We start from the raw sequence: 21,449 nt of genomic DNA on the forward strand, positions 1-21,449 counted from the left end.
GGGGCCGGTTCCGTACCCTGGACGCATGCGCATGCGCCCGACACTGAGCTGGACCCCCGCCGAGGGGCTGCCCCCGGCCACCACCGACCTGGAACCCTTGGTCGAAGCGCTCGGCCGGGGCGGTGTGCTGGTGCTGAGCGGGGCCGGTCTCTCGACCGAGTCCGGCATCCCCGACTACCGGGGCGAGGGCGGAAGCCTGAGCCGGCACACGCCGATGACGTACCAGGACTTCACGTCCGGCGCCCAGGCCCGGCGGCGGTACTGGGCGCGCAGCCACCTCGGCTGGAAGACGTTCCGGCGGGCCCTTCCGAACGCCGGTCACCGGGCGGTGGCCGCGTTCGGGCGCGGCGGTGCGCTGTCCGGGGTGATCACCCAGAACGTCGACGGGCTGCACCAGGCCGCCGGCAGCGAGGACGTGGTGGAGCTCCACGGGGGCCTGGACCGGGTCGTCTGCCTGAACTGCGGCACGTTCGTCGCGCGCCGGGAGGTCGCGCGGCGCCTCGAGGAGGCGAACCCCGGGTTCCAGCCGGTGGCGGCCGGGGTCAATCCTGACGGCGACGCCGACCTGACCGACGAGCAGGTCGGGGACTTCCGGGTGGTGCCGTGCGAGGTCTGCGGCGGCATCCTCAAACCGGACGTGGTGTTCTTCGGCGAGTCGGTGCCCCCGGCCCGGGTCGAGCACTGCCGCGAGCTGGTCCGGGCGGCGTCGTCGCTGCTCGTCCTGGGTTCCTCGCTGACGGTGATGTCCGGTCTCCGGTTCGTCCGGCAGGCGGCGCAGGCCGGGAAGCCGGTGCTCATCGTCAACCGGGAGCCGACCCGGGGCGACGCCCAGGCCGTCGCGCGGATCGGACTTCCGCTGGGGACGGCCCTGGGGACGGTGGCGGACCGGCTGGGGCTTCGCGTGGAGGACTAGGGCCGACTTGTCGATCAGGGCTGGGCGACGTGGGCCCGTACCCACGACGGGTCCGGGTTCGTGTGGGCCTGCCCCGCCACGAGCACGGTCGGCACGGTCTCGTTGCCGTCGTTGACCGCGCGCACCGCTGCGGCGGCCTCGGGGTCACGCCAGATGTCGACCCAGTGCAGCCGGCGGGCGTGCCGGCGGAGCCGGAACCGCAGCCGCAGGCAGTACGTGCAGCCCGGTCGCCAGAAGACGATGGGCCGGCCGTCCGCTGCGCTGCGGCGCCGGGCCTCCGCCACGCCGACCGACCTCGGGAAGACCAGGGGCGAGTTGAGGCCCGCGAGCAACGCGAAGGCCACCACGAGGGCGATGCCTTCGCCGGTGCTGCCCCTGGCGATGAGTCCGGCGGCGACGGCCGCTCCGGAGACGAGGAAGAGGATCGGCAGGAGCCAGGCACGCATCATGGCGCCCCAGGCTACCGGCGCGCCGTTGCGGCCCGGGAGCCGGGCCGCCGCAGCCGCCACCACCGGCGCGGGCTCCCGTCGGGGTCCTCCTGCCCGGGGGCCGGCAGCGGCGGGATCTCATAGGTCCGAGCGATGAGCTCCGCCGCCAGGCCGACGCGGCCGGGGTGGACGCAGACCGGGGTCCGGCCCTCCAGGGTGTACCGGAAGCCGTCCGCCGCGTCGAACGGCCAGTCCCGGCTGGGCCGGTCCGCGACGCGGAAGCCGGTGCGCGGCAGCCGCAGCGCGGGGCAGAACCAGCAGCACGGGTAGTCCGACTCCGGGTCGATGAAGGGTGCCTCGGCGTCGTCGTCCATATCCCGAGGAAGGTAGCGCACGACGCGCAGGCGCCGCTCAGCCGGCTGAGGGCCGCCAGTCGTCCGGCCAGGGCACGGCGCGGGCAACGGCTCCCGGCACGCCGAGGCTGGCCCGGGCGCGGTCGACGTAACGGTCGCGCGCCTGGCGGAACTGGCCGTACGCCTGGTCCCAGTCCTGCTCGGCCGTGGTCTCGACGCCCCGGGCCAGGGCCTCCAGCCGCCACAGGCAGTGGTCCACGGACTTGGACGCCGTGTTCGCCTCCGTGTCGCCGAGCAGGCCCAGGGTCTCCGAGAGCGCGGAGCGCCGCGATTCCAGCTGGCCGACCTCGGCCAGGACCTCGGGCGTCGCCTCCACGGGGATGGGTCCGGTCGTGAGTCCCCGGCCCGCGGCGAGCATCTGGTAGCGCGCGGCCAGTTCCTTGACGGCGTGCGCGTATTCGGCGTAGGCGGTGAGGCGGCGTTCGTCCCACCGTACGGACTGCTGTCTGCGCCATCTCGTACGCTCGTTGGCGCTGGTCACCAGGTACGAGGTGACGGCCCCCAGGGCGACGCCCGCGAGCGGCAGTATCTGTGCGGTCAGACTCACGAAGGCCCCCCGGTCGGTCCTGTTGCACGGCGGGGAAACCATAACGTTCCGGATCGCGCCGCCGGTTGGGCGGTGAATATCCCCGTGCGCCCGTCGTCCGCCTGCGAGGAGAATGTGCCGATGAGCTCCCTCTCCTTCGGCACGTCGCAGCAGCGTGCCCTCGCCCACGTCGCGGCGCTGGCCTCGGGTCCCCCGGCGGACCCGGACCTGCGTGTGACGCTCAACTTCCACCCGGACCGTCTGCTGGACGGCAGGCCCCTGCTGGAGACGATGGCCGAAACCGGTGTCTACTCCTCGCAGTTCGTGACCGGTACGAGCAACGGCGGTCTCACCGCCCATCCGGGCGGCGACCGGTGGCGCTGGGAGAGCAGGATCTTCGGCGGTGCGTACGACAGCGCGGCGGCGGCGGAGCGGCCCGTCTACGGGGCGTTGAACTTCCGGCGGTACCCGGTCGGCGGGGCGCCGAGGTTCGGCTCCGCGCACTTCCGGCTGGACGCCGGAGCCGTGGGGCGTACGACCTTCTGCTATCCGGACAGCTTCCTCGAACCCACGGACTTCGGGGTCGCCGCGCGCATGGGCCTCATCGCCCTCGCGCTGGCCGATGAGCAGGACGTGCTCGACGACTACGTCGAGGCTCAGGTGCACGGACCGGTGCGTCCGGACTCCCATGTGGAGGCGCTGGTTCTGGACCCCTGCTACCGGGGCACCGACGTGGAGGCGGCCGCCGGGCGCCTGGGCTGTGCGGTGGAGTGGCACCCCGGGTTCCGCCTGACGGTAGACGAGTTGCGGCGGCATCCCGGTTACCGGGGGCAGGAGTTCGTGGACCTGGGCGCGGCCATCGCCGTGGACGGCGTCCTCGATCCCCGGATCGTCGGGGACGCGGCGCGCTCGGGGCGTTTCGACCCGCAGGCGGTCAAGAAGGTGTGGCACTGCCTGGCACGCTTCGGCTTCCCGCACGAGGACCGGAGCGCGGCGGTCACCGGGTCGTCAAGCGAGCCGGTGCCGGCGGGGAACGGCGGATGACCGGGGGGCCTGCCGTGCGGGGCTGGGTGTCCACATCCGCAGGGCGGCCGCCCCGGCCATGGGGCACGTGTGCCCCGTAGCAGCGCTGTCAACGGTGTCGCGGGAAATCTTCTTCGACCGAAAACGGTTGGAATGGTCTGCGTATGACGGGGAATCCGATGATCGTCGTCAGCGACGCCCCCGCCCCGGCCGCCCATCGGCTCGGGAGGGTCAGTTCAGTTGAGAGGAGTTGGCTGTGCTGCTTCCCACGCCCGCAGACCTGCGTGCCGCACTGTCCCGATACGCCGACGCGGTGATCGAGGACGAGCGCCGTTCCACCCCGGAGACCATCCGGCAACGGGAGGACACCGCGTACACCCTGTGCGTCATGACCGGCGTCAGTGACGTGCGCGAGGCCCTGAGCACCGCCGACGCCCTGCTGAGCCGAGGCGCCGTCGCCGCGGAGGCCGAGCGACCCGACCACTCGGGGGCCGTCCCCGTCTGAGGTACGTCCAGCACGTGGAGCGGCCGCCGGTGCCCCTGGAGATCAGGGGCACCGGCGGCCGGCCTGTGACGGTCCGGGCCGCGGGTCGCGTCAGGCCCCCGGGAGGAACAGGCAGAAGGGGTGGCCGTGGGGGTCGCGCAGGACCCGCACGTCCCTCTGGGGCTGGAGCTCCTCCAGAGTGGCGCCCAGGGCACAGGCCCGCCGGGTCTCGGCCTCCAGGTCGTCCACCTCCACATCCAGATGCGCCTGCATCTGCTGGGTGCCCGGGAGCTGCGGCCACACCGGAGGTGTGTGGTCCGATTCCAGCTGGAAGCTGAGGCCGGGGCGCTCCTGTCCGGGAGCCCGCAGCCGGACCCATACGGGATCCCGTTCGGCCTCCTCCCAGCCCAGCAGGGCACGGTAGAAATCGGCCAGGGCGCGAGGGTCGGGCGTACCGAGAACAAAGGCACCGAGCTTCGTCGTCATGTCCCTCACGTTGCCCCGGCATCCGCGCCCATGCATCCGGGGTGTGGGAACCGGGCCGCCGGGTACGCGGGGGTCCTCCCGCCGCATACGGGGCCGGCGTGACCGGCCGCGGCAGACCCGATGGAGGACGCGGTACCGGATGACGTTGGTGCACGGCATGTACGCGGCTGCGGGGATCGGCATCCTGATGGCCGCCGTCCTTCCCCCGCTCGTCCGTCGGCGTCCCTTCTCGATGCCCATGGTGTTCCTCGTGGCGGGTGCGGTGAGCGCCCTGCTGCCCCTCGGCGTGCCCGTGGTGGATCCCGTACGGGACCGGGCATGGGTCGAGCATCTGACGGAAATCTGCGTGATCGTCTCGCTGATGGGGGCAGGGCTCGCGATCGACCGCCCTTTCGGATGGCGGGCCTGGGCGGGGACCTGGCGCTTCCTGGGTCTCGCCCTCCCCTTGACCCTCGGGGGTGTGGCACTGCTCGGTCGGTGGCTCATGGACTGGCCGCCTGCGGTGGCCCTGCTGCTGGCCGGAGCCCTGGCGCCGACCGATCCGGTGCTGGCGGCGGAAGTCCGGGTCGGGGAGCCGACGAGCGGGGAGGACGAGGAGGACGAGGAGGAGGTGCGGTTCACGCTGACCTCGGAGGCCGGTCTCAACGACGGGCTCGCGATGCCGTTCGTGCTGGCCGCCGTGGCGCTCGCGGCGGCGGGGGGCGGCTGGTCGGCGGGGTGGATCGGCAACTGGCTGCTGGCCGATGTGCTGGGGCGGGCGGCGGTCGGACTGTTGGCGGGGGTGGCGGTGGGGCGGCTGCTCGGCCGGCTGTTCTTCCGCTGCCGGCACGTCCGTCTCTCGCAGCAGACGGAGGGCTTCACCGCGCTGGGAGCCACATTCACGGCGTACGGGCTGACCGAACTGTTCCACGGATACGGTTTCCTCGCGGTGTTCGTCACGGCGTGCACCATCCGGGGCGCCGAGCGCAGCCACGGCTATCACCAAGTGCTGCACGGCTTCAGCGAACAGATCGAACGTCTGCTGACCGTCGTGCTGCTGTTCCTGCTGGGCGGCTATCTGGTCACCGACGGGCTGGCGGACCTCCCATGGGAGGGGGCGCTCCTCGGCCTCGCGCTCATCCTGGTGATCCGCCCGGCCACCGGCGCCGCCGCACAGCTGGGCTTTCCGGCCGGGCCGCGCGAGCGGGTGGTCACGGCCCTGTTCGGCATCCGGGGCATCGGCTCGCTCTTCTACCTGGCGTACGCGCTCGGCGAAGGGCCCTTCACGCGCTACGCGGACGAGTTGTGGGCGGTCACGGCCTTCACGGTCATGGTCTCCGTACTTCTGCACGGTGCTACGGCGACCCCGGTGATCCGGCACCTGGACCGGCGGCGGGAGCGCGTGCCCTAAGTCGCGGGGCCCGGCCGGATGGTCCGCACCCTGTCGACCGGGTCGACGGGCTCCACCAGCTCCGCCGTCGCGGCGGCCACGAGGTGCGCGGGCGGCTCGCCGTCCAGCAGCGTACGGGCGTAGTGGGCGGCCTCCGAGAGCGCGAGGCCCGGCAGCTTCCGGCGCAGCATTCGCACCGCGTCCAGCCGTCCGCGCTCGGCTGCGGCGGCCCGTACGGCGTCGTGGAGGTCGTCCACCGCGGTCCGTACGGGCAGCCCCCGGATCCGGCCGCGGTAGTCGTCCATCCACGCGCCGGACATCGCCGAGACGACGCCGATGGAGTGCAGGCTCCCGTCGACGCGGTCGACCAGATAGGGACCGGTGCCGAGCAGCATGTCCTTGAAGGACCCGGTCCGCAGGTACTCCACGGACTGCCAGGAGACGATCCACACCAGCTCGTGCTCCTCGGCGCCGGCCACGGCAACGGCCGGCTGCTCGACGCCCTTGGCCAGCCACTCGCGGTGTTCGCGCTCCAACTGCTCCTCGACGAGGCGCACCGCCGCTTCCCGATCGATCACCCCCGCAGCCTCCCGCACGCGCCCGCCCCGCGTCTACTCGGTCCGCAGCGCCACCGCCGTGCGGGTCCTGGCGGCCCAGCCCGCGGGCAGCAGGGCGCCCAGGGTGGCGATCACGAGGCCGCCGAGTACGAGCGGGAGCACCCCGGCCGGGGGGTAGACCGCGAGGACGGACTCGGGGAGGCGCAGTCCCACGCTCCCACCCATCGCGGGGAGGACCCGGCGGTGCAGGGCGATGCCGAGCGGTACGCCGAGACAGCCCGCGGCGAGGCCCGTGGCGGCGACCGAGGTGAGGACCATGGCGACGGTCTGGCGGGGTGTCATGCCGAGGGCCTTGTGGATGCCGATCTCCCGGACGCGCTCGCGGGTGTCGAGGAGCACGCCGTTGAGCACGCCGAGCGCGGCGACGGCGATGAGCATCAGCGTGAGGATCGCGGACAGGGCGTTGAGCGTGGCGACCATGTCGCCGCCCGCGCCGAGCCCGCCGGTCCTGGCCGTGGCGCCCAGCGGCTCCAGGCGCTTGTTGAGCGCGTCGGCGTAGGCGTGCACGTCGGTGCCCGGGGCGACCGCGATGTGGTGGCTGGTGTCCGTCAGGTCCGGGTGGGCGGCCCTGAGCGTCGCCGCGTCGGTGAAGACCTGCATGCCGTCGTTGCGCGGGTCCAGGACCTCGCCGACGATGCGTACGGTGACGGGCGCGCCCAGGCCGCCCAGGGTGAGGGTGTCACCGATGCGGGTGCCGGTGGCGGTGAGGAAGGGGGACGGGACGGCGGCCTCGCCGGGCCGGGCGATCCAGCGGCCGGCGACCATGGTGTAGCCGCCCCAGGACGCGTCACCGGTGAAGGCGACGACGTCGGTGGTGCCGGTGAGCCCGTCGACCGTGGCGCGGACCGTGGAGGCGCTGTAGTGCTTGGCGGTGCCCGGGGCCGCCTCGACCGCTGCCGCGACGGCCGCCGGGTCCGCCGGGGTCCGCCGCGCGGGGCGTTCGGCGCCCGGAGGCCCGAAGTCCGGCAGGGGTGCGGGCACGACGACGTCGGCGGTGTCGTGCGCCTTGGCCTTCATCACCTCGCCGAGCGAGGCGGCCATCCCCACGGTGAACGTGACGGCGACGGTGCCGAAGAGGATCGCGGTGCCCATGGCCAGCGCGCGGGCGGGCCGGGCGAACGGCCGGACCAGGCCGAGTGCGACGGGCTGCGGCAGCGGCAGGCGTGCGGCGAGGCGGGCGGCCCGCCGGCCGCGCCCCGCCGCCGCGGTGCGCCCCACGGCGAGCGCGTCGACGGTACGCATCCGGCCGGCCCGCCGGGCCGCGGCCCAGGCGGTCGCCGACACGAGGCCGAGCGCCCCGGCGACCACCGCCGCGTCGACCCAGGGTGCGACGGCCAGGGACGTGGTGCCGTACGCCTCTTCGGTCTCTGCCATCACGGGGACGGCGAGCAGGTGTCCCGCGACGACGCCGAGGACGGTACCGGCGGTCGCGGGGATCAGCGCCTGGCCCACGTACGCCCGTACGACCTGGGCGGGGGTGAAGCCGACGGCCTTGAGGATGCCGATGCGACGCGTCCCCGTACCGACCGCGGAGGCGACGACGTTGCCGACGGTGAGGAGCGACATGACCAGGCCGAGGGCGCCGAAGGCGAAGAGGAACGGGACGTACAGGGCGGTGTCCTGCTCGGCGTTGCTCCTGACGGTCAGCCAGGACTGCTCGCCCGTGGCGGCCCTGGCGGGCAGGGCGGCCTTCACACTCCTCGCGCCTTCGGAGACCCGCGCGGCGGTGTCCCCCTCGGTGAGGCGGTAGAGCATCTGGTAGCCGCCGGCGCCGGGCGGGGTCAGGGCCGGCATCTGGGCGGGGACCACCCAGGCGTCGGAGGTGCCGGTCACCGAGCGGGCGACACCGACGACGGTCAGCGCGGGGTCGCCGGCCAGTCCGGTGAACCGGAGCTCCTTGCCCAGGACGGGGAAGAGGGAGGAGCCGGCGGAGAGGACGATCTCGCCGGGGCGCGCGGCCCAGCGGCCTTCGGTCAGGTCGACCCGGTCCACGTCGCTGCCCGGGTCCGCGCGGCCCGTCACGGTCAGGGGCCAGCCGGGGCCGGTCGCGTCGGCACGCGGGGTGACCGTCGCCGTGCGGAAGGGGCCCGCCGCCCGTTGTACGCCTTCGGCGTGCGCAGTCCGCGCCAGCCGCGCGGCGCTCACCGCGTGCGCGTCGAACCGGACGGACAGGTGGGCCCCGTGCTGTCGGGCGAACGCGTCGTCGAAGGGGGCGCCGGAGACCACGAGCAGCGATCCGGCGAGTACGGACGCGGCCACGGCCATCATGGCGGCAAGTCCGATGACCAGCGTCTGCACGCGGCGCCGCGCCACTCCGGAGCGCACCACTCCGCCGAGCGCGCTCATCGGACGGCCTCCGGTGTGACGGCCTCCGACGGCAGGTCGTGGGTGATACGGCCGTCGGCGATGCGAATCGTGCGGCGGGTGCAGGCCCGGGCGAGCGCGAGGTCGTGGGTGACGAGGACGATGGTCTGGCCCTCGGCGTTGAGCTCGGTGAGCAGTCGGCTGACGTCCTCTCCGGCGGCGGTGTCCAGGGCTCCGGTCGGCTCGTCGGCCAGGAGCAGCGCGGGGCGGTTCATCAGGGCGCGGGCCACGGCGACGCGCTGGCGCTGGCCGCCCGAGAGCCGTCCGGGGTGGGCGCGGGCGTGCCGGTCGATGCCGAGTTGTTGGAGGAGTCCGGCGGCCCGGCGGGCCGCCTCGGCCCGGGGCATGCCCGCGAGGCGGGCGGGCAGGGCGACGTTGTCGGCGACGGTCAGGTCGTCCAGCAGGTTGAAGAACTGGAAGACCATGCCGACGCGGGCACGCCGGTACAGCGCCGACGCGGCCTCGCCCAGCCGGTCGACGCGCACGCCGTCGACGGTGACGGTGCCGGCGTCGGGCCGGTCGAGCCCGGCGAGGAGGTTGAGGAGCGTCGACTTGCCGCTGCCCGAGGGGCCGAGGACCGCGACGGCCTCCCCCGGCAGCACCGTCAGCGATGCCTCGCGCAGGGCGGGCGGTCCGTCGTCGTAGCGACGGCTCACCTCGCGCAGTTCGATCAGCGGGGTGGTCATGGCGGGGCTCCTCGGTGATGTGCGGTCCGGTGGCGTGAACGCTAGGAGCGGACCGGCTCCGGGCGCGTCGGCCGCACGGCCCCCTTCGCGGTCCGGCGCCGGGATGAGCGGCGTGCTCGTCGTCCTTGAGACGTAGGCGGGCGGTGTACGCGCCGTCGCCGGAATGGGTACGGGGGCGGACTCCCCGGGGCGGCGCCGCCGGGACAATGAAGCGGTGACGGATGTACGTACGAAGCTGGGCCTGATGTGGGAGGACGCGGTCCGGGCGGGAGGTCCGCCGCCCCGGCCCACCGCGCGTGCCCGGTGGTTCGACGCGCTGGTGGCGCTGGTCCTGGGCGTCGCCACCGTGTACTACGGCGTGGACAACGCGGACAACGTGGTCGTGCGGGTGGTCGGCGGTACGGCCTATGCCCTGGAGCGACCGTCCGGGACCGGCGGGATGGCCTTCATGGTGACGCTCGCGGCCGTCGCCTCGGGCGCCCTCGTGCTGCGCCGCCGCTGCCCGCTGGCCGTGCTGTGCGTGGTGACGGCCGCGACGCTGGCGACCCCGCAGAGCGTGATGCGCCTGACGTTCTACGCGTTCGTGATCGCGGTGTACAGCGCCGCCGTGTACAGCCCGCACCGGGTGGCGACGCTCGTGGCGCTGCCGGTGTCGGTGGTCCTGGTCGGGACCTCCGGGAACTCGGTGACGCCGATCGTCCCCAACGAGTACATCGCGCTGCTGATCCTGGTACCGATGGCCGTGGCCGCGGTGGGGCTGCGGACGTGGAAGCTGCGGTCCGACGAGGGGCGGGCGCGGCTGTCCGTCCTGGAGCGCGAGCAGGAGGAGGCGCTGCGCCGCGCCGTGGAGCGGGAACGGGCCAGGATCGCCCGCGAGTTGCACGACGTCGTCACGCACAACGTCAGCGTCATGATCATCCAGGCGGGTGCCGCCCGCACGATCATGAAGTCCTCGCCGGAGCTGGCCGGTGAGGCGCTGCTCGCCGTGGAGGCGGGCGGCCGGGCCGCGATGACCGAACTCCGGCACGTGGTGGGCCTGTTGACCGCGACCGACGAGGACGGCGCGGCGGATTCCGGTGCGGGGGTGCCGGCGCCGCAGCCCGGACTCGACCAGCTGGAGGTGCTGGTGGGGCGGGTCCGGAACGCGGGACTGCCGGTCGGCCTGACGGTGACGGGGCGCGCCCGCCCGCTGGCACCCGGGATCGAACTCGCGGCGTACCGGGTCGTCCAGGAGGCTCTGACGAACACGGTGAAGCACGCGTCCGGCGCGTCGGCGGCCGTGTCCGTCGCGTACGGGGCCGACAGGCTGCGGGTGGAGGTCACCGACACGGGCGGGCGGCCGGGAGCGGGGGCCGGGAGCGGCCGGGGCCTCATCGGCTTGCGAGAGCGCCTGGCCGTGCACGACGGCACCCTGAGCACGGGTCCGCTGCCGGGCGGCGGTTACCGTGTGGAGGCCCTGATCCCCCTGGAGACGCCGTGACCGAGCCGCCCCGTGTACTCATCGCCGACGACCAGACCCTGGTACGCACCGGCTTCCGGCTGATCCTCGGCGCGGACGGCATCGACGTCGTCGCCGAGGCCACGAATGGCGCGGAGGCGGTCGACGCGGTGCGCCGGACCCGGCCGGACGTGGTGCTGATGGATGTCCGGATGCCCGAGATGGACGGCCTGGAGGCCACCCGCCGCATCCTCACCGGTGACGCCGGACAGCCCCGCGTCATCATCCTGACCACCTTCGACCTCGACCGCTATGTGTACGCGGCGCTCTCGGCCGGGGCCAGTGGCTTCCTGCTCAAGGACGTGACGCCCGAACAGCTGACGGCGGCGGTGCGCACCGTCCGTACCGGTGACGCGCTCCTGGCACCCGCCATCACCCGCCGCCTGGTGCAGCGATTCACCCGGCGCGGCGGCGACACGGCCGCCCTGCACCGCGACCTGGCCGCGCTCACCCCGCGCGAACTGGAGGTCCTGGGTCTGCTCGCCCGGGGCCTGAGCAACGCGGAACTCGCGGCGCGCCTTCAACTGGCCGAGACGACCGTGAAGACCCATGTCGCGCGCATCCTGGCCAAGCTGGGCCTGCGGGACCGCGTTCAGGCGGTCATCGTCGCGTACGAGACGGGGCTGGTCGGCGTGGGCGAACGGGAGGCGGGCGAGCAGGACGACGAGGCCGTGCCGGAGTCGCGGACCGCGTTGCCGTAGGCACCGTGGTCTCCTCCGCGGGGGCTCGGCCCCGGCTCAGAAGATGAACACCCAGAGCACGAGCCTCAGCAGGACCAGGGCCGCGAGGAACGTCGCGGCCCGCAGGGAGGGGTTCGGCGCTCCGCGGCGCAGCAGGCGGATTCCGCTCAGAGTGCGTACCCGGCCAGGCAGGCCGAGACGACGAGGATGGTGCCCTGAAGGGGCATGCTCGCACCGTTGCGGGCTTCCAGACCGATGATGAAGTAGGCCAGGACCGCCTGGGGCAGCCCCAGCAGCCAGACCATGAGCACGGCCCGGACCGTCTCCTCGGCCCGCGCCCCCGCCTGCCGGGGCGGCTGCGGAACAGCACCGGATGCGGCTCGCCCGCGCACCCCCGGGGCGGCGGCGGACACGGGCGGAGTCGTGCCGGCGGCAGCGGGGAGCGCGGACGCGCCGAGATCGCTGCGGCCCAGCCGGCCCCACACCAGCTCCTGGACGGCAGACTTGCTGCCGCTCGCGACCGGGCCGTCCTCGGCCATCACCCGTACCGCCGCAACGGCCAACTCCGAAGCGTGCATGGCCGGCTCCTCCCCCGTGTGCCCCCTGTTGGTGCGAGCGCAAGGGGTGAGCGCGGACGGCGCCCAGGGTCCGGTGGGCCGCTCAGGCGGTGTCCAGCATCGCCGGGCCCCAGGGGGCCGCGCCCGAGCCCTCCGCCCAGGCGGCGAGCGCGACGCCGTCCACGCAGCGGATGCCGCACGCCTCCGCGTACTCCAGGGCGGGCGCGGTGAACTCGCTGGTCGTCACCACGGCGGCGAGCTGCGCGCCGTGGACCGTCCAGCAGGTGCCGCCGAAGCGCTGGAGGTCCTGGGAGCCCACCTTGTGCTCGGGGCCGTACTGCTTGCACTGCACGACGACGCGACGGCCGTCCGGGGCCGTCGCGAGGACGTCGGCGCCCAGGTCACCCGCTCCGCCGACCACTTCGACCCCCTGGCAGCCGTCCCGCTCGCACAGCGCGGCCACCGCCGCCTCGAAGCCGTCCGGGTCCAGGGCGGCGAAGTCCGGCGGGGTGAAGTGCGGTGCGGGCGGCGGGAGTACGGCGGTGAGTCCGTCGTGGGCTTCGGTGGCGGCGTCCAGGACCGGCTGGGCGGGAACCGGTGCGGGGGCGGGCTCTTCCCCGGCCGGCGGGGTCATGCCCGCGCGGGCCGCCCGGCGCAGCTCACGGGCGCGAGGCATGGACCGGAACAGGACGTAGAGCACGGGCAGGGCGAGCAGCGCCAGCAGCACGGCGGTCACCGGGTGGGCGCCGGCCCAGTGCGCGAAGCGGACGAACAACAGGACCGCCGCGCCGGTCAGGGCACCGGCGAGGGCGAGGGCGAGCAGAGGGCTCCGCACCTCGCCCGTGGCGCGGGGGCGGGGTGTGGCGCCTCTCGTTCTGCGTATCGGCACCGGCGTCTCCTTCGGCGGGTCGCGAATGTCATCGCCCTCCGTCTGCCCCGAACACCCGGGTCCATGATCGACACGACCTGGGGCCCTGTCACGACCTCGGGCGTGTTTCGAAAGTCCCGCCTGTCCGGCGGGCGGACGGCGCTACATTCGAAACACGCCCTAGGGGCGGAACCGGTCGTGGATCTCGGGGCGGCGCTCGAAGCCCGCCGACACGTAGGCGGCGACGCCCGCGGTGTTGGAGCTCGGGGTGCATACGAGCGCGCTGGACGCGCCCAGTTCACGGAGCGCGGCCGCCGCGGCCAGGGTGATCGCTCTGCCGTGGCCCCGGCGGCGGTGGTCCCGGTGCACGCCCATCGGTTCGAGGAGCCCCGGCCGCCCCGGCCCCGCCGACCACACCGTCACCGTCGCCACCGCGTCACCCCGCTCGTCGCGTCCGATGAGACAGCGGGCGTCGGTGAACAGCGGCCCCCCGGCCATCGCGTGCCACCCGGCGTTCGTGAACCGCGAGCCCGGGAACGCGGAGCGATGGACGGCCACGACGAGGTGGGCCAGGCCGGGGCCGGCGGTCTCGACGGCCGACTCCGGTTCGGGCACCGGGCCGGTCAGGTCGCGGCGCAGCGGTGTCCACGGCTCGTCGATGCCCCAGCCGCGCTCCCCCAGCACCTCCCGGACCAGCGCGTCCCGCGGTGCCTCGACGGCCGCCCGGCCCTCCGGCAGCACCCCGCGCCCGGGAAGGACCACGTCGTCGGCCAGCCGTCGTGCGAGCTCTTCGTCGCAACGGGCGTCCGGCGCGGTCGTCAGCCGGACGAGGCCGGGGCCGTCGAGCAGCCCGACGGCGAGCATCCGGCCGGCCCGGCTCCACGTCCTGACCGCGCCGGCGGTGGCCCGCGGGCCGTTGCGGCCGTACCAGCCGAGGTCGCCCGGGTGCAGTTGCATCGGGGCCCCCTCGGCCTGCCAGTCCCGCAGCGCGTCCGCCGCCGCGACCAGTCCCTCGGTGTCCGGTGTGCCGAGTGCGATCGTCATGCCCCGATCCCACACCACCGCACGGCCCGGCCGCATCCGGATTCCGGGCCACCGGAGCTGCTCCCGTACATCGGTCGCCGTGGCCTTCTCGTGGCAGCGGCGGAGGCGCGGCCGGCATCATCAGGGCCGGCCCGAGTGAAGGGCCCAGGCGTTAAGAGGTCTGGGACAAGGGCTTGGCGATGTCCTCCAGGGAGCGCTGCTCCGCGTCGACCGCGAGGAAGGCGGCGACCAGGCCCGCCGCGCACATCAGGGCCGCGCCGATGGAGAACGCGAGAGCGGTGTCGCCGGGGACGCCCGACTCGGTGAGGTCGGCGAAGATCAGGGGGCCGCTGATCCCGCCGGCCGCGGTGCCGATCGCGTAGAAGAAGGCGATGGCCATCGCCCTGGTCTCCATGGGGAAGACCTCGGAGACCGTGAGGTACGCGCTGCTGGCGCCTGCCGACGCGAAGAACAGCACCACGCACCAGCACGCGGTGAGGGTGTTGGCGGTCAGCGAGCCGCGGTCGAACAGCCAGGCCGTGATGAAGAGCAGGATGCCCGGCAGGATGTACGTGCCGGCGATCATGATGCGCCGGCCGATGGTGTCGAAGAGCTTGCCCAGCACGAGCGGGCCGATGAAGTTGCCCGCCGCGATCACCGCGAAGTAGTAGCCGGTGTGCCCGCTCTCCACGTCGTAGAACGTCGTGAGGATCGCGCCGAACCCGAAGGTGATCGCGTTGTAGAGGAACGCCTGCCCGATGAAGAGGGAGAGGCCGAGCACCGCGCGCTTCGGGTAGCTGTGGAAGACGGTCTTGGCGATGAGCCCGAAGCCGATGCTCTTGCGCTGGTGGATCGTGATCTCTCCGGCCGGCGGCGGCAGCTTCTCGTGCTTCTCCGCCTCGACCTCCCGCTCGACGGAATCGACCAGTTCGTCGGCCTGCTCGCCGTGCCCGTGGATGAACTGCCACCGCGGGCTCTCCGGGACGTGCCGGCGTACGAGGAGGATCACCAGGCCCAGGACGACGCCGAGCGCGAAGGTGAGGCGCCAGCCGAGGTCCTTGGGAAAGATGTCCGTGTCCAGCATGACGATCGACAGCAGCGCGCCGCCGACCGCGCCCAGCCAGTAGCTTCCGTTGATGATGAGGTCGACCCGGCCCCGGTACTTCGAGGGGATGAGTTCGTCGATGGCCGAGTTGATCGCCGCGTACTCGCCGCCGATGCCGAAGCCGGTCAGAAAGCGGAAGAGGAAGAACCACCACGCGCTGAACGACAGCCCGGTCATGGCGGTCGCGGCGAGGTAGACCGCCAGCGTCACCATGAACAGCTTCTTGCGGCCGTACCGGTCGGTGAGCCAGCCGAAGAACAGCGCTCCCGTACAGGCGCCCGCCACGTACAGGGCGGCGGCGAGCCCGGTGACCTGGGCGGACGTGATGTCCAGGCCGGAACCGTCCTCGGAGAGGCGGCTCGCGATGTTGCCGACCGTCGTCACTTCGAGGCCGTCGAGGATCCACACCGTGCCGAGGCCGATGACGATCATCCAGTGCCACCGCGACCACGGCAGCCGGTCGAGTCTGGCCGGGACGGCGGTGGTGACGGTGCCGAGTCCGGAGTCGCCGGGCGCGGCCGCCTCGTCGCGCTCGTCGCGCCCCCGGGCCCCTCCCCCACGTGGGCGATGCGCCCTGTCTCCAGGTCCCTCCGATGCGGCGGGGGTCGTCACGGCAGCTACCTCCTCGTCCGGGCGGGTGTGTCCTGCGGAGCCGCAGGGCCTCCAATATCCGCCAGTTGCCCCGGCGTCGCCGCCGCACACGCGGCGACTGCGCCACATGGCTCCCGCGCATGGTCCGCTGACGGCGTGTCGGCAATGGACTCACCCGTTCGCCGCAGGCGCGGGAATAGTGCGCGCCTGGCGCTGTTGTCCCCGGCATGACTTCTGAGAAGCGTGAGACGTTCGGCCGGATCGGCATCTGGAGCGGCGCCCTGCACTCGTCGCGGGTGGACGCCGACGGCAGGAAGGCGATCGCTGAGGCGGCCGCCGAGATCGAGGCGCTGGGTTACGGGACGCTGTGGCTCGGCGGCAGCCCCTCGCCGGAGGACGCCGCCGAGATCGTCGCCGCCACCCGGACCATCACCGTCGCTACGGGCATCCTGAGCATCTGGAACCACACCGCCGAGGAGGTGGCCGCCCGCGTCTCCGCGATCGGCGCCGGCGCCCGGGACCGCTTCGTCCTCGGCCTCGGGGTCAGCCACGACGCGCTGGCCCCCCAGTACGCCAAACCGTACAGCGCGATGGTGGCCTACCTCGACGCACTGGACGCCGCCGACCCGGCCGTGGGCACCCGGCACCGGGTGCTGGCGGCGCTCGGCCCGAAGATGCTGAAGCTGGCGTCCGACCGGTCGCTGGGCGCGCACCCCTACCTGGTCTCGGCCGCGCACACGGCGGAGGCGCGGCAGGCGCTCGGCCCGGACGCTCTGCTGGCACCCGAGCTGTCCGTGGTGCTCGACACGGACCTGGACCGGGCCCGGGACACGGCGCGCGGGATGCTGGCGATGTACCTCAAGCTGCCGAACTACACCTCGAACCTGCTGCGCCTCGGCTTCACGGAGGCCGACTTCGACGGCGGGGGCAGCGCGCGCCTGCTGGACGCCCTCTTCGCGCTGGGCGACACGGAGCGGGTGAAGACGCGGACGCGCGAGTACGTGGACGCGGGGGCGGACCACGTGGCGCTCCAGGTGGTCACGGCCGACGGCGGGAGGACGGGGCTGCCGCTGGCCGAGTACCGCGAGCTGGCCGACGCGTTCGGCGACGAGCTGTAGAACCTCTTCGGAGCCCCGGTCCGCGGCTGCGCGGGCCGGGGCTCTTGCATGCGCGGAGACGTCCTCGTACATTGGTGAACATGTTCGGTGAACACGTTCACTCAACCCGCGCGGAGCAGAAGCGGCGGACCACCGCCCGCATCGTCCGGAGCGCCTCCCGGCTCTTCCACGAGCGGGGGTTCCAAGACACGACGGTGCGCCAGATCGCGGCGGACGCCGAGGTCTCGGTGGGTGCGGTCATGGCGGTCGGGGACAAGGAGTCGTTGCTGGGCCTGGTGTACGACCAGGCCATCGCCGACCGCATTCCCGCCCCGCCCGAACCGGCGAAGGCCGGCGCCGCACCGCACGCCGTCGACTATCTGGCGCATTACTTCGATCCGTTCCTGGCCCTGTTCGCCGAGAACGACGACCTGGCCCGCGCGTACTTCCGGAGCCTGGCCCGGGGCAGGCCGGAGAACGCCGCCCTGGGCACACTCCGCGCCCTCTCCGAGGACAACCTCACGGCCGCGATGGTGAACGACGGGATGGGCGAGGCGCGCGCCAGGCTCGGGGCGCAGGTGATGTTCGCCGGATATCTCGGCGAACTGATGCTGCTCGCCGCCGGAACGACCGAACCCCAGCAGACGGCGGCGAGGCTCGGGGCCATCGCCGCCTTCGTCACCGAGCAGGAAGGGAACTGACCCATGTCGCTCCTCGAACTCCCCTCCCCCGTATGGCCGGTGGTGGTTCTGCTCGTCATCCAGGCCGGTGACGCGGCGATGATGCTGCGCCCGCCGAGGTTCATCGTGGACTGTCTGGAGGGCGTGCGGCTGCCGCGCGAGTGGTGGTGGGTGCTGACCACCGCCAAGACCGCCTCGGTCGCGGGTCTCGTCGTCGGTTTCTGGGTGTCCGGTGTGGCCATGACGACGACCGCGGCGATCGTGGTCTACTTCCTCGCGGCCGCCGCCGCACACATCCGCGCACGGGCGCTGAACATGACGTTCTGGGTGAACTGTCTGGGCCTGCTGGTGGTTTCGCTGGCCGTGCTGGTCGGGTGCTTCGTACGGCTGTGACCCCGTCCGTCGCCGCGGCACGCGTACACCGCGGCGACGGGGCGGGGCGGTCAGGTGGTGTAGTCGGCGTTGACGCGGATGTACTCGGCGGACAGGTCACAGCCGTACACGGTCGCCTCGCCCTCGCCGATGCCGAGCGTGACGGCGATGTCCACCTCGTCCCGCCGCATGAGCTCCACGAGTGTGTCGAGGGTGTCCGCCTCGGGCTCGTCGGGATACACCTCGGTGTCACCGAACTTCACGGTGACGCGGTCCGGGACGATGTCGGTTTCGTCGGTGTTCTTCCCGATGGCCATGAGCACGCGCCCCCAGTTGGGGTCGGCGCCATGGACGGCGGTCTTGACCAGGGGGGAGTTCACCACGCTCTTGGCGACGCGCTTCGCCTGCGCGTGGTCGCGGGCGCCGCCCACGGTGACGCGAAGGAGCTTGGTGGCGCCTTCGCCGTCGCTCGCCAGTTGCAGGGTGAGGTCCAGGCAGAGGCCGGTCAGCGCCTCGGCGAACAGCGCGGGATCGACCGGTCCGGCGGCGCCGTTGGCGATGACGGCCACGGTGTCGGAGGTGGAGGTGTCGGTGTCGACGCTCAGGCAGTTGAACGTACGGTCCACGGCTCCGCGCAGCGCGGCGTCCAGCTCGTCCGGTGACAGCGCGGCGTCGGTGAACACGTAGGCCAGCATCGTGGCCATGTTGGGCTCCAGCATGCCGACGCCCTTCGCCACGGCCACGATGCGCGCCTGCCCGACGGTGCGGGTGGCCGTCTTGGGGCGGGTGTCGGTGGTCATCATGGCGCGGGCCACGTCCTCGGGGGAGGCCGTGAACGCGTCGAGGCCCCGCTCGGCGGTCCTGTCGAAGTGCGGGAGGATGGTGGACATCGGCAGGGGGCGGCCGATGACACCCGTGGAGCCGATGAGCACGTCGCCTTCGGGGACACCGAGGATGCCGGCCACGCGCCGGACGACCTCGGCGGCGTTCTCCGCACCCCGGCGGCCGGTCGCGACGTTGGCGTTCTGGGCCAGGGTGGTCACGGCCCGGAGGGCGCGCCCCGCGGCGTGCCTGCGACTCAGCAGCACGGCCGGACCGGCGAACAGGCTCTGCGTGAACACGGCGGCACTGGTCGCCGGCAGGTCCGAGGCGACGATCGAGATGTCGTCCCCGTGTTCGCGCATCCCGCCGTGGCCGGTGTAGCCGCGAAACCCGGTGGGCCAGGTCAGCCGGCCGCCCGTCAAGAATGCATGATCATGCGTCATGTGGCATATCTTTGCAGCGCGAGGAGTCGCGCGTCCACCCCATTTCACGGCCGAACGGCGTTCGCACCACCCCTCGGACCTCCCCGCGAACAGGACGAGCCACGGGAAGCACCGACGGGCGCGCGCCCGCGTTCAACACATGAACACAGCCCGTCCATTGACATGCTCATTGCTCTATCGCTTTTATTGCGCCGGGTCGCGACCCGCCCGGCTTCGGGCGAGCGAGCGGGAGCGGCGACCCCGCACCCCCTATCCCCCATGTCACAGGCGGGGCGGCGTACGGCGCAGGATGGGAGCGCTCCCATCCCGGATCGCTCCCTACATCGCTCCCCGAGAGAGGAACCAGCACCGTGCTTCACCCTCTCCGCACCTTCCGAAGAGCCGCCAGGACCGTCGCCGTCGCCGCGGCGGCCCTGCTCCTGCCCCTCGCCGGCGCTCACGCGGCATCGGCCGACGAGGCCACCGCGACCGCCGCGGGCTCCGGCTACTGGCACACCAGCGGACGGCAGATCCTGGACGCCGGCAACCAGCCGGTCCGCATCGCCGGCATCAACTGGTTCGGCTTCGAGACCGCCAACTACGTACCCCACGGACTCTGGTCCCGCGACTACAAGAGCATGATCGACCAGATGAAGTCGCTGGGCTACAACACCATCCGGCTGCCCTACAGCGACGACATCTTCGCCGGCACCGAACCGGCGAGCATCAACTTCTCCGCCGGGATGAACACCGACCTGGCGGGCCTGAACTCGCTCCAGGTGATGGACCGCATCGTGGACCACGCGGGCAGCGTCGGCATGAAGGTCATCCTGGACCGGCACCGCCCGGACTCGGCGGGCCAGTCGGCGCTCTGGTACACCGCGGCCGTCCCCGAGTCCACCTGGCTCGCCAACCTCAAGTCGCTGGCCGCCCGGTACGCGGGCAACGACGCGGTGGTCGGCATCGACCTGCACAACGAGCCCCACGACCCCGCCTGCTGGGGCTGCGGTGACACCACGAAGGACTGGCGGCTCGCGGCGGAGCGCGGCGGCGACGCCGTGCTGTCCGCCAACCCGGACCTGCTGATCTTCGTGGAGGGCGTGCAGACCTTCGACGGCGTGTCCGGCTGGTGGGGCGGCAACCTCATGGGCGTCGGGCAGTATCCGGTGGAGCTGAGCGTGCCGCACAAGGTGGTGTACTCGGCGCACGACTACGCCACCAGCGTGGCCCAGCAGCCCTGGTTCACCGACTCCTCGTTCCCGGACAACATGCCCGGCGTCTGGGACAAGTACTGGGGCTACATCTTCAAGCAGAACATCGCCCCGGTGTGGGTCGGCGAGTTCGGTACGACGCTCCAGTCCACCACCGACCAGAAGTGGCTGAAGGCCCTGGCCGACTACCTTCGGCCCACCAGCCAGTACGGGGCCGACAGCTTCTCCTGGACCTTCTGGTCCTGGAACCCGAACTCCGGCGACACCGGCGGCATCCTCAAGGACGACTGGACCTCGGTCGACACCGTGAAGGACGGCTACCTCGCGAGCATCAAGGCGCCGGACTTCGGCAACGGCGGCAGCGGCGGCGATGACGACACCCAGGCGCCCACCGCCCCGACCGGGCTCGCCGTCACCGGGACCACCGGCACCTCCGTCTCCCTGTCGTGGAAGGCCGCGTCCGACGACACCGGCGTCACCGGCTACGACGTCTACCGGGGCTCCACCAAGGCCGGCACCGCCACCGGCACCACGTTCACCGACACGGGTGTGACGTCCGGCACCTCGTACACGTACACCGTCCGGACCCGCGACGCGGCGGGCAACACCTCCGCACCCTCCGCCTCCGTCACCGCCACCACCACGGGCTCCGCCGGCGACACCGGCTGCAAGGCCGTCTACACGGTGAACGGGGACTGGGGTAGCGGCTTCGGGGTGGACGTCACCGTGACCAACACGGGCACCGCGCCCGCCACCGGGTGGAAGCTGACCTGGACCTACGGCGGCAGCCAGAAGATCACCAACATGTGGAACGCCTCGTACACACAGAGCGGCGCTTCCGTCACCGTCACCAGCACCGGCTACAACGGCGCCCTCGCCGCGGGGGCGCACACCAGCTTCGGCTTCCAGGGCACACCGGCCGCCGGCGCCGTGCCGACCGTGAGCTGCACGCTGTCCTGACCGCTCCGTCCACACGTCCCGATCCGGAAGGAAGCGCCGTAGCCCGCCCGTCGTGGCGGGCTACGGCGCATTCGGGACACCGATTTCGAACGAGGACACGACCACCGAAATAGGCGTCGAAACCACTCGGCTAGCATGATCCCACCCCGGCGACCACCCTCATCGCCCGCACACCATGCCATGTGGCATGAAAAGCGACCTATTTGACCAAAACCCAGGACATCGGCCAGAGAATTGATATCTAGAGCATCGCG

22 protein-coding genes are annotated in these 21,449 nt (G+C 72.8%); 10 read left to right on the forward strand and 12 right to left on the reverse strand.

The window, feature by feature from the left end:
• The first annotated feature begins 25 nt into the window (after positions 1–25).
• Positions 26–913 (forward strand): NAD-dependent protein deacetylase, encoded by an 888-nt coding sequence (locus tag AB0L33_RS13870; RefSeq protein ID WP_365680911.1) that lies wholly within the window; start codon positions 26–28, stop codon positions 911–913.
• Between the two features lie 14 nt (positions 914–927).
• Here the strand turns inward: AB0L33_RS13870 and AB0L33_RS13875 are convergent, their stop codons facing one another.
• The 3 genes from AB0L33_RS13875 to AB0L33_RS13885 are packed head-to-tail and all read right to left on the reverse strand — an operon-like array spanning position 928 to position 2,301.
• Entirely contained in the window at positions 928–1,362 is a 435-nt protein-coding gene (locus AB0L33_RS13875) for a glutaredoxin domain-containing protein (protein ID WP_365680913.1), read from the reverse strand.
• 11 nt (positions 1,363–1,373) lie between these two features.
• Entirely contained in the window at positions 1,374–1,715 is a 342-nt protein-coding gene (locus AB0L33_RS13880; protein ID WP_365680915.1) for a hypothetical protein, read from the reverse strand.
• A gap of 37 nt (positions 1,716–1,752) precedes the next feature.
• Complete coding sequence (locus AB0L33_RS13885) at positions 1,753–2,301, reverse strand: hypothetical protein (protein ID WP_365680916.1); 549 nt, start codon at positions 2,299–2,301, stop codon at positions 1,753–1,755.
• A gap of 120 nt (positions 2,302–2,421) precedes the next feature.
• Here AB0L33_RS13885 and AB0L33_RS13890 point away from each other — a divergent pair, with 120 nt between their 5' ends.
• On the forward strand, positions 2,422–3,324 hold the full coding sequence (locus AB0L33_RS13890) for a DUF3626 domain-containing protein (RefSeq protein WP_365680918.1): 903 nt from the start codon (positions 2,422–2,424) through the stop codon (positions 3,322–3,324).
• 235 nt (positions 3,325–3,559) lie between these two features.
• Positions 3,560–3,808, forward strand: coding sequence for a DUF5133 domain-containing protein (locus tag AB0L33_RS13895; protein WP_365680920.1), 249 nt, complete (start codon positions 3,560–3,562; stop codon positions 3,806–3,808).
• 90 nt (positions 3,809–3,898) lie between these two features.
• Here the strand turns inward: AB0L33_RS13895 and AB0L33_RS13900 are convergent, their stop codons facing one another.
• On the reverse strand, positions 3,899–4,273 hold the full coding sequence (locus AB0L33_RS13900; protein ID WP_365680922.1) for a VOC family protein: 375 nt from the start codon (positions 4,271–4,273) through the stop codon (positions 3,899–3,901).
• Positions 4,274–4,412: 139 nt separating this feature from the next.
• On the opposite strand from AB0L33_RS13900, the gene AB0L33_RS13905 reads away from it, so the two are divergent.
• Positions 4,413–5,663 (forward strand): cation:proton antiporter, encoded by a 1,251-nt coding sequence (locus tag AB0L33_RS13905; protein WP_365680924.1) that lies wholly within the window; start codon positions 4,413–4,415, stop codon positions 5,661–5,663.
• On the opposite strand, the gene AB0L33_RS13910 is transcribed toward AB0L33_RS13905, so the two are convergent.
• From AB0L33_RS13910 to AB0L33_RS13920, 3 genes are read right to left on the reverse strand one after another with little or no spacing between them, the layout of a single operon-like run.
• Positions 5,660–6,220: a YrhB domain-containing protein gene (locus AB0L33_RS13910; protein ID WP_365680926.1), complete on the reverse strand. Its 561-nt coding sequence runs from the start codon at positions 6,218–6,220 to the stop codon at positions 5,660–5,662. The genes AB0L33_RS13905 and AB0L33_RS13910 overlap by 4 nt on opposite strands.
• A gap of 33 nt (positions 6,221–6,253) precedes the next feature.
• Positions 6,254–8,605 carry an FtsX-like permease family protein gene (locus AB0L33_RS13915; protein WP_365680930.1) on the reverse strand — a complete coding sequence of 784 codons (2,352 nt, stop codon included), beginning with the start codon at positions 8,603–8,605 and terminating at the stop codon, positions 6,254–6,256.
• The gene (locus tag AB0L33_RS13920) at positions 8,602–9,309 is read right to left on the reverse strand and encodes an ABC transporter ATP-binding protein (protein ID WP_365680932.1); all 708 of its coding nucleotides are present in this window, start codon (positions 9,307–9,309) and stop codon (positions 8,602–8,604) included. Before AB0L33_RS13920 ends, AB0L33_RS13915 begins: the two co-directional genes overlap by 4 nt.
• A 244-nt stretch (positions 9,310–9,553) precedes the next feature.
• Here AB0L33_RS13920 and AB0L33_RS13925 point away from each other — a divergent pair, with 244 nt between their 5' ends.
• Both AB0L33_RS13925 and AB0L33_RS13930 read left to right on the forward strand, forming a co-directional pair.
• Positions 9,554–10,789 carry a histidine kinase gene (locus AB0L33_RS13925; RefSeq protein WP_365681409.1) on the forward strand — a complete coding sequence of 412 codons (1,236 nt, stop codon included), beginning with the start codon at positions 9,554–9,556 and terminating at the stop codon, positions 10,787–10,789.
• Positions 10,786–11,508, forward strand: a complete 723-nt coding sequence (locus AB0L33_RS13930; RefSeq protein WP_365680934.1) for a response regulator transcription factor — start codon at positions 10,786–10,788, stop codon at positions 11,506–11,508. Before AB0L33_RS13925 ends, AB0L33_RS13930 begins: the two co-directional genes overlap by 4 nt.
• Before the next feature lie 146 nt (positions 11,509–11,654).
• On the opposite strand, the gene AB0L33_RS13935 is transcribed toward AB0L33_RS13930, so the two are convergent.
• From AB0L33_RS13935 to AB0L33_RS13950, 4 genes are all read right to left on the reverse strand, one after another.
• Positions 11,655–12,065 carry a hypothetical protein gene (locus AB0L33_RS13935; RefSeq protein WP_365680936.1) on the reverse strand — a complete coding sequence of 137 codons (411 nt, stop codon included), beginning with the start codon at positions 12,063–12,065 and terminating at the stop codon, positions 11,655–11,657.
• An 82-nt stretch (positions 12,066–12,147) separates the two neighbouring features.
• Entirely contained in the window at positions 12,148–12,933 is a 786-nt protein-coding gene (locus tag AB0L33_RS13940) for a restriction endonuclease (RefSeq protein ID WP_365680938.1), read from the reverse strand.
• 159 nt (positions 12,934–13,092) lie between these two features.
• Positions 13,093–13,956 carry a GNAT family N-acetyltransferase gene (locus AB0L33_RS13945; RefSeq protein ID WP_365680941.1) on the reverse strand — a complete coding sequence of 288 codons (864 nt, stop codon included), beginning with the start codon at positions 13,954–13,956 and terminating at the stop codon, positions 13,093–13,095.
• Positions 13,957–14,107: 151 nt separating this feature from the next.
• A complete protein-coding gene (locus AB0L33_RS13950; RefSeq protein WP_365680944.1) occupies positions 14,108–15,652 on the reverse strand; it encodes an MFS transporter in 1,545 nt (514 codons plus the stop codon).
• Between the two features lie 206 nt (positions 15,653–15,858).
• Between AB0L33_RS13950 and AB0L33_RS13955 the strand changes: the two genes are divergently transcribed.
• The 3 genes from AB0L33_RS13955 to AB0L33_RS13965 all read left to right on the forward strand — a co-directional run bounded on the left by AB0L33_RS13955 (position 15,859) and on the right by AB0L33_RS13965 (position 17,801).
• A complete protein-coding gene (locus AB0L33_RS13955) occupies positions 15,859–16,749 on the forward strand; it encodes a TIGR03620 family F420-dependent LLM class oxidoreductase (protein ID WP_365680946.1) in 891 nt (296 codons plus the stop codon).
• 80 nt (positions 16,750–16,829) lie between these two features.
• A complete protein-coding gene (locus tag AB0L33_RS13960) occupies positions 16,830–17,429 on the forward strand; it encodes a TetR/AcrR family transcriptional regulator (RefSeq protein WP_365680948.1) in 600 nt (199 codons plus the stop codon).
• Between the two features lie 3 nt (positions 17,430–17,432).
• On the forward strand, positions 17,433–17,801 hold the full coding sequence (locus AB0L33_RS13965) for a DoxX family protein (RefSeq protein WP_365680950.1): 369 nt from the start codon (positions 17,433–17,435) through the stop codon (positions 17,799–17,801).
• Between the two features lie 50 nt (positions 17,802–17,851).
• On the opposite strand, the gene argJ is transcribed toward AB0L33_RS13965, so the two are convergent.
• Entirely contained in the window at positions 17,852–19,045 is a 1,194-nt protein-coding gene (argJ, locus tag AB0L33_RS13970) for a bifunctional glutamate N-acetyltransferase/amino-acid acetyltransferase ArgJ (RefSeq protein WP_365680952.1), read from the reverse strand.
• 350 nt (positions 19,046–19,395) lie between these two features.
• On the opposite strand from argJ, the gene AB0L33_RS13975 reads away from it, so the two are divergent.
• The gene (locus AB0L33_RS13975; RefSeq protein WP_365680954.1) at positions 19,396–21,195 is read left to right on the forward strand and encodes a cellulase family glycosylhydrolase; all 1,800 of its coding nucleotides are present in this window, start codon (positions 19,396–19,398) and stop codon (positions 21,193–21,195) included.
• The last annotated feature ends 254 nt before the right edge of the window (positions 21,196–21,449 follow it).

Origin of the sequence: Streptomyces sp. NPDC052299 (assembly GCF_040679335.1) — a bacterium.
Taxonomy (GTDB): domain Bacteria; phylum Actinomycetota; class Actinomycetes; order Streptomycetales; family Streptomycetaceae; genus Streptomyces.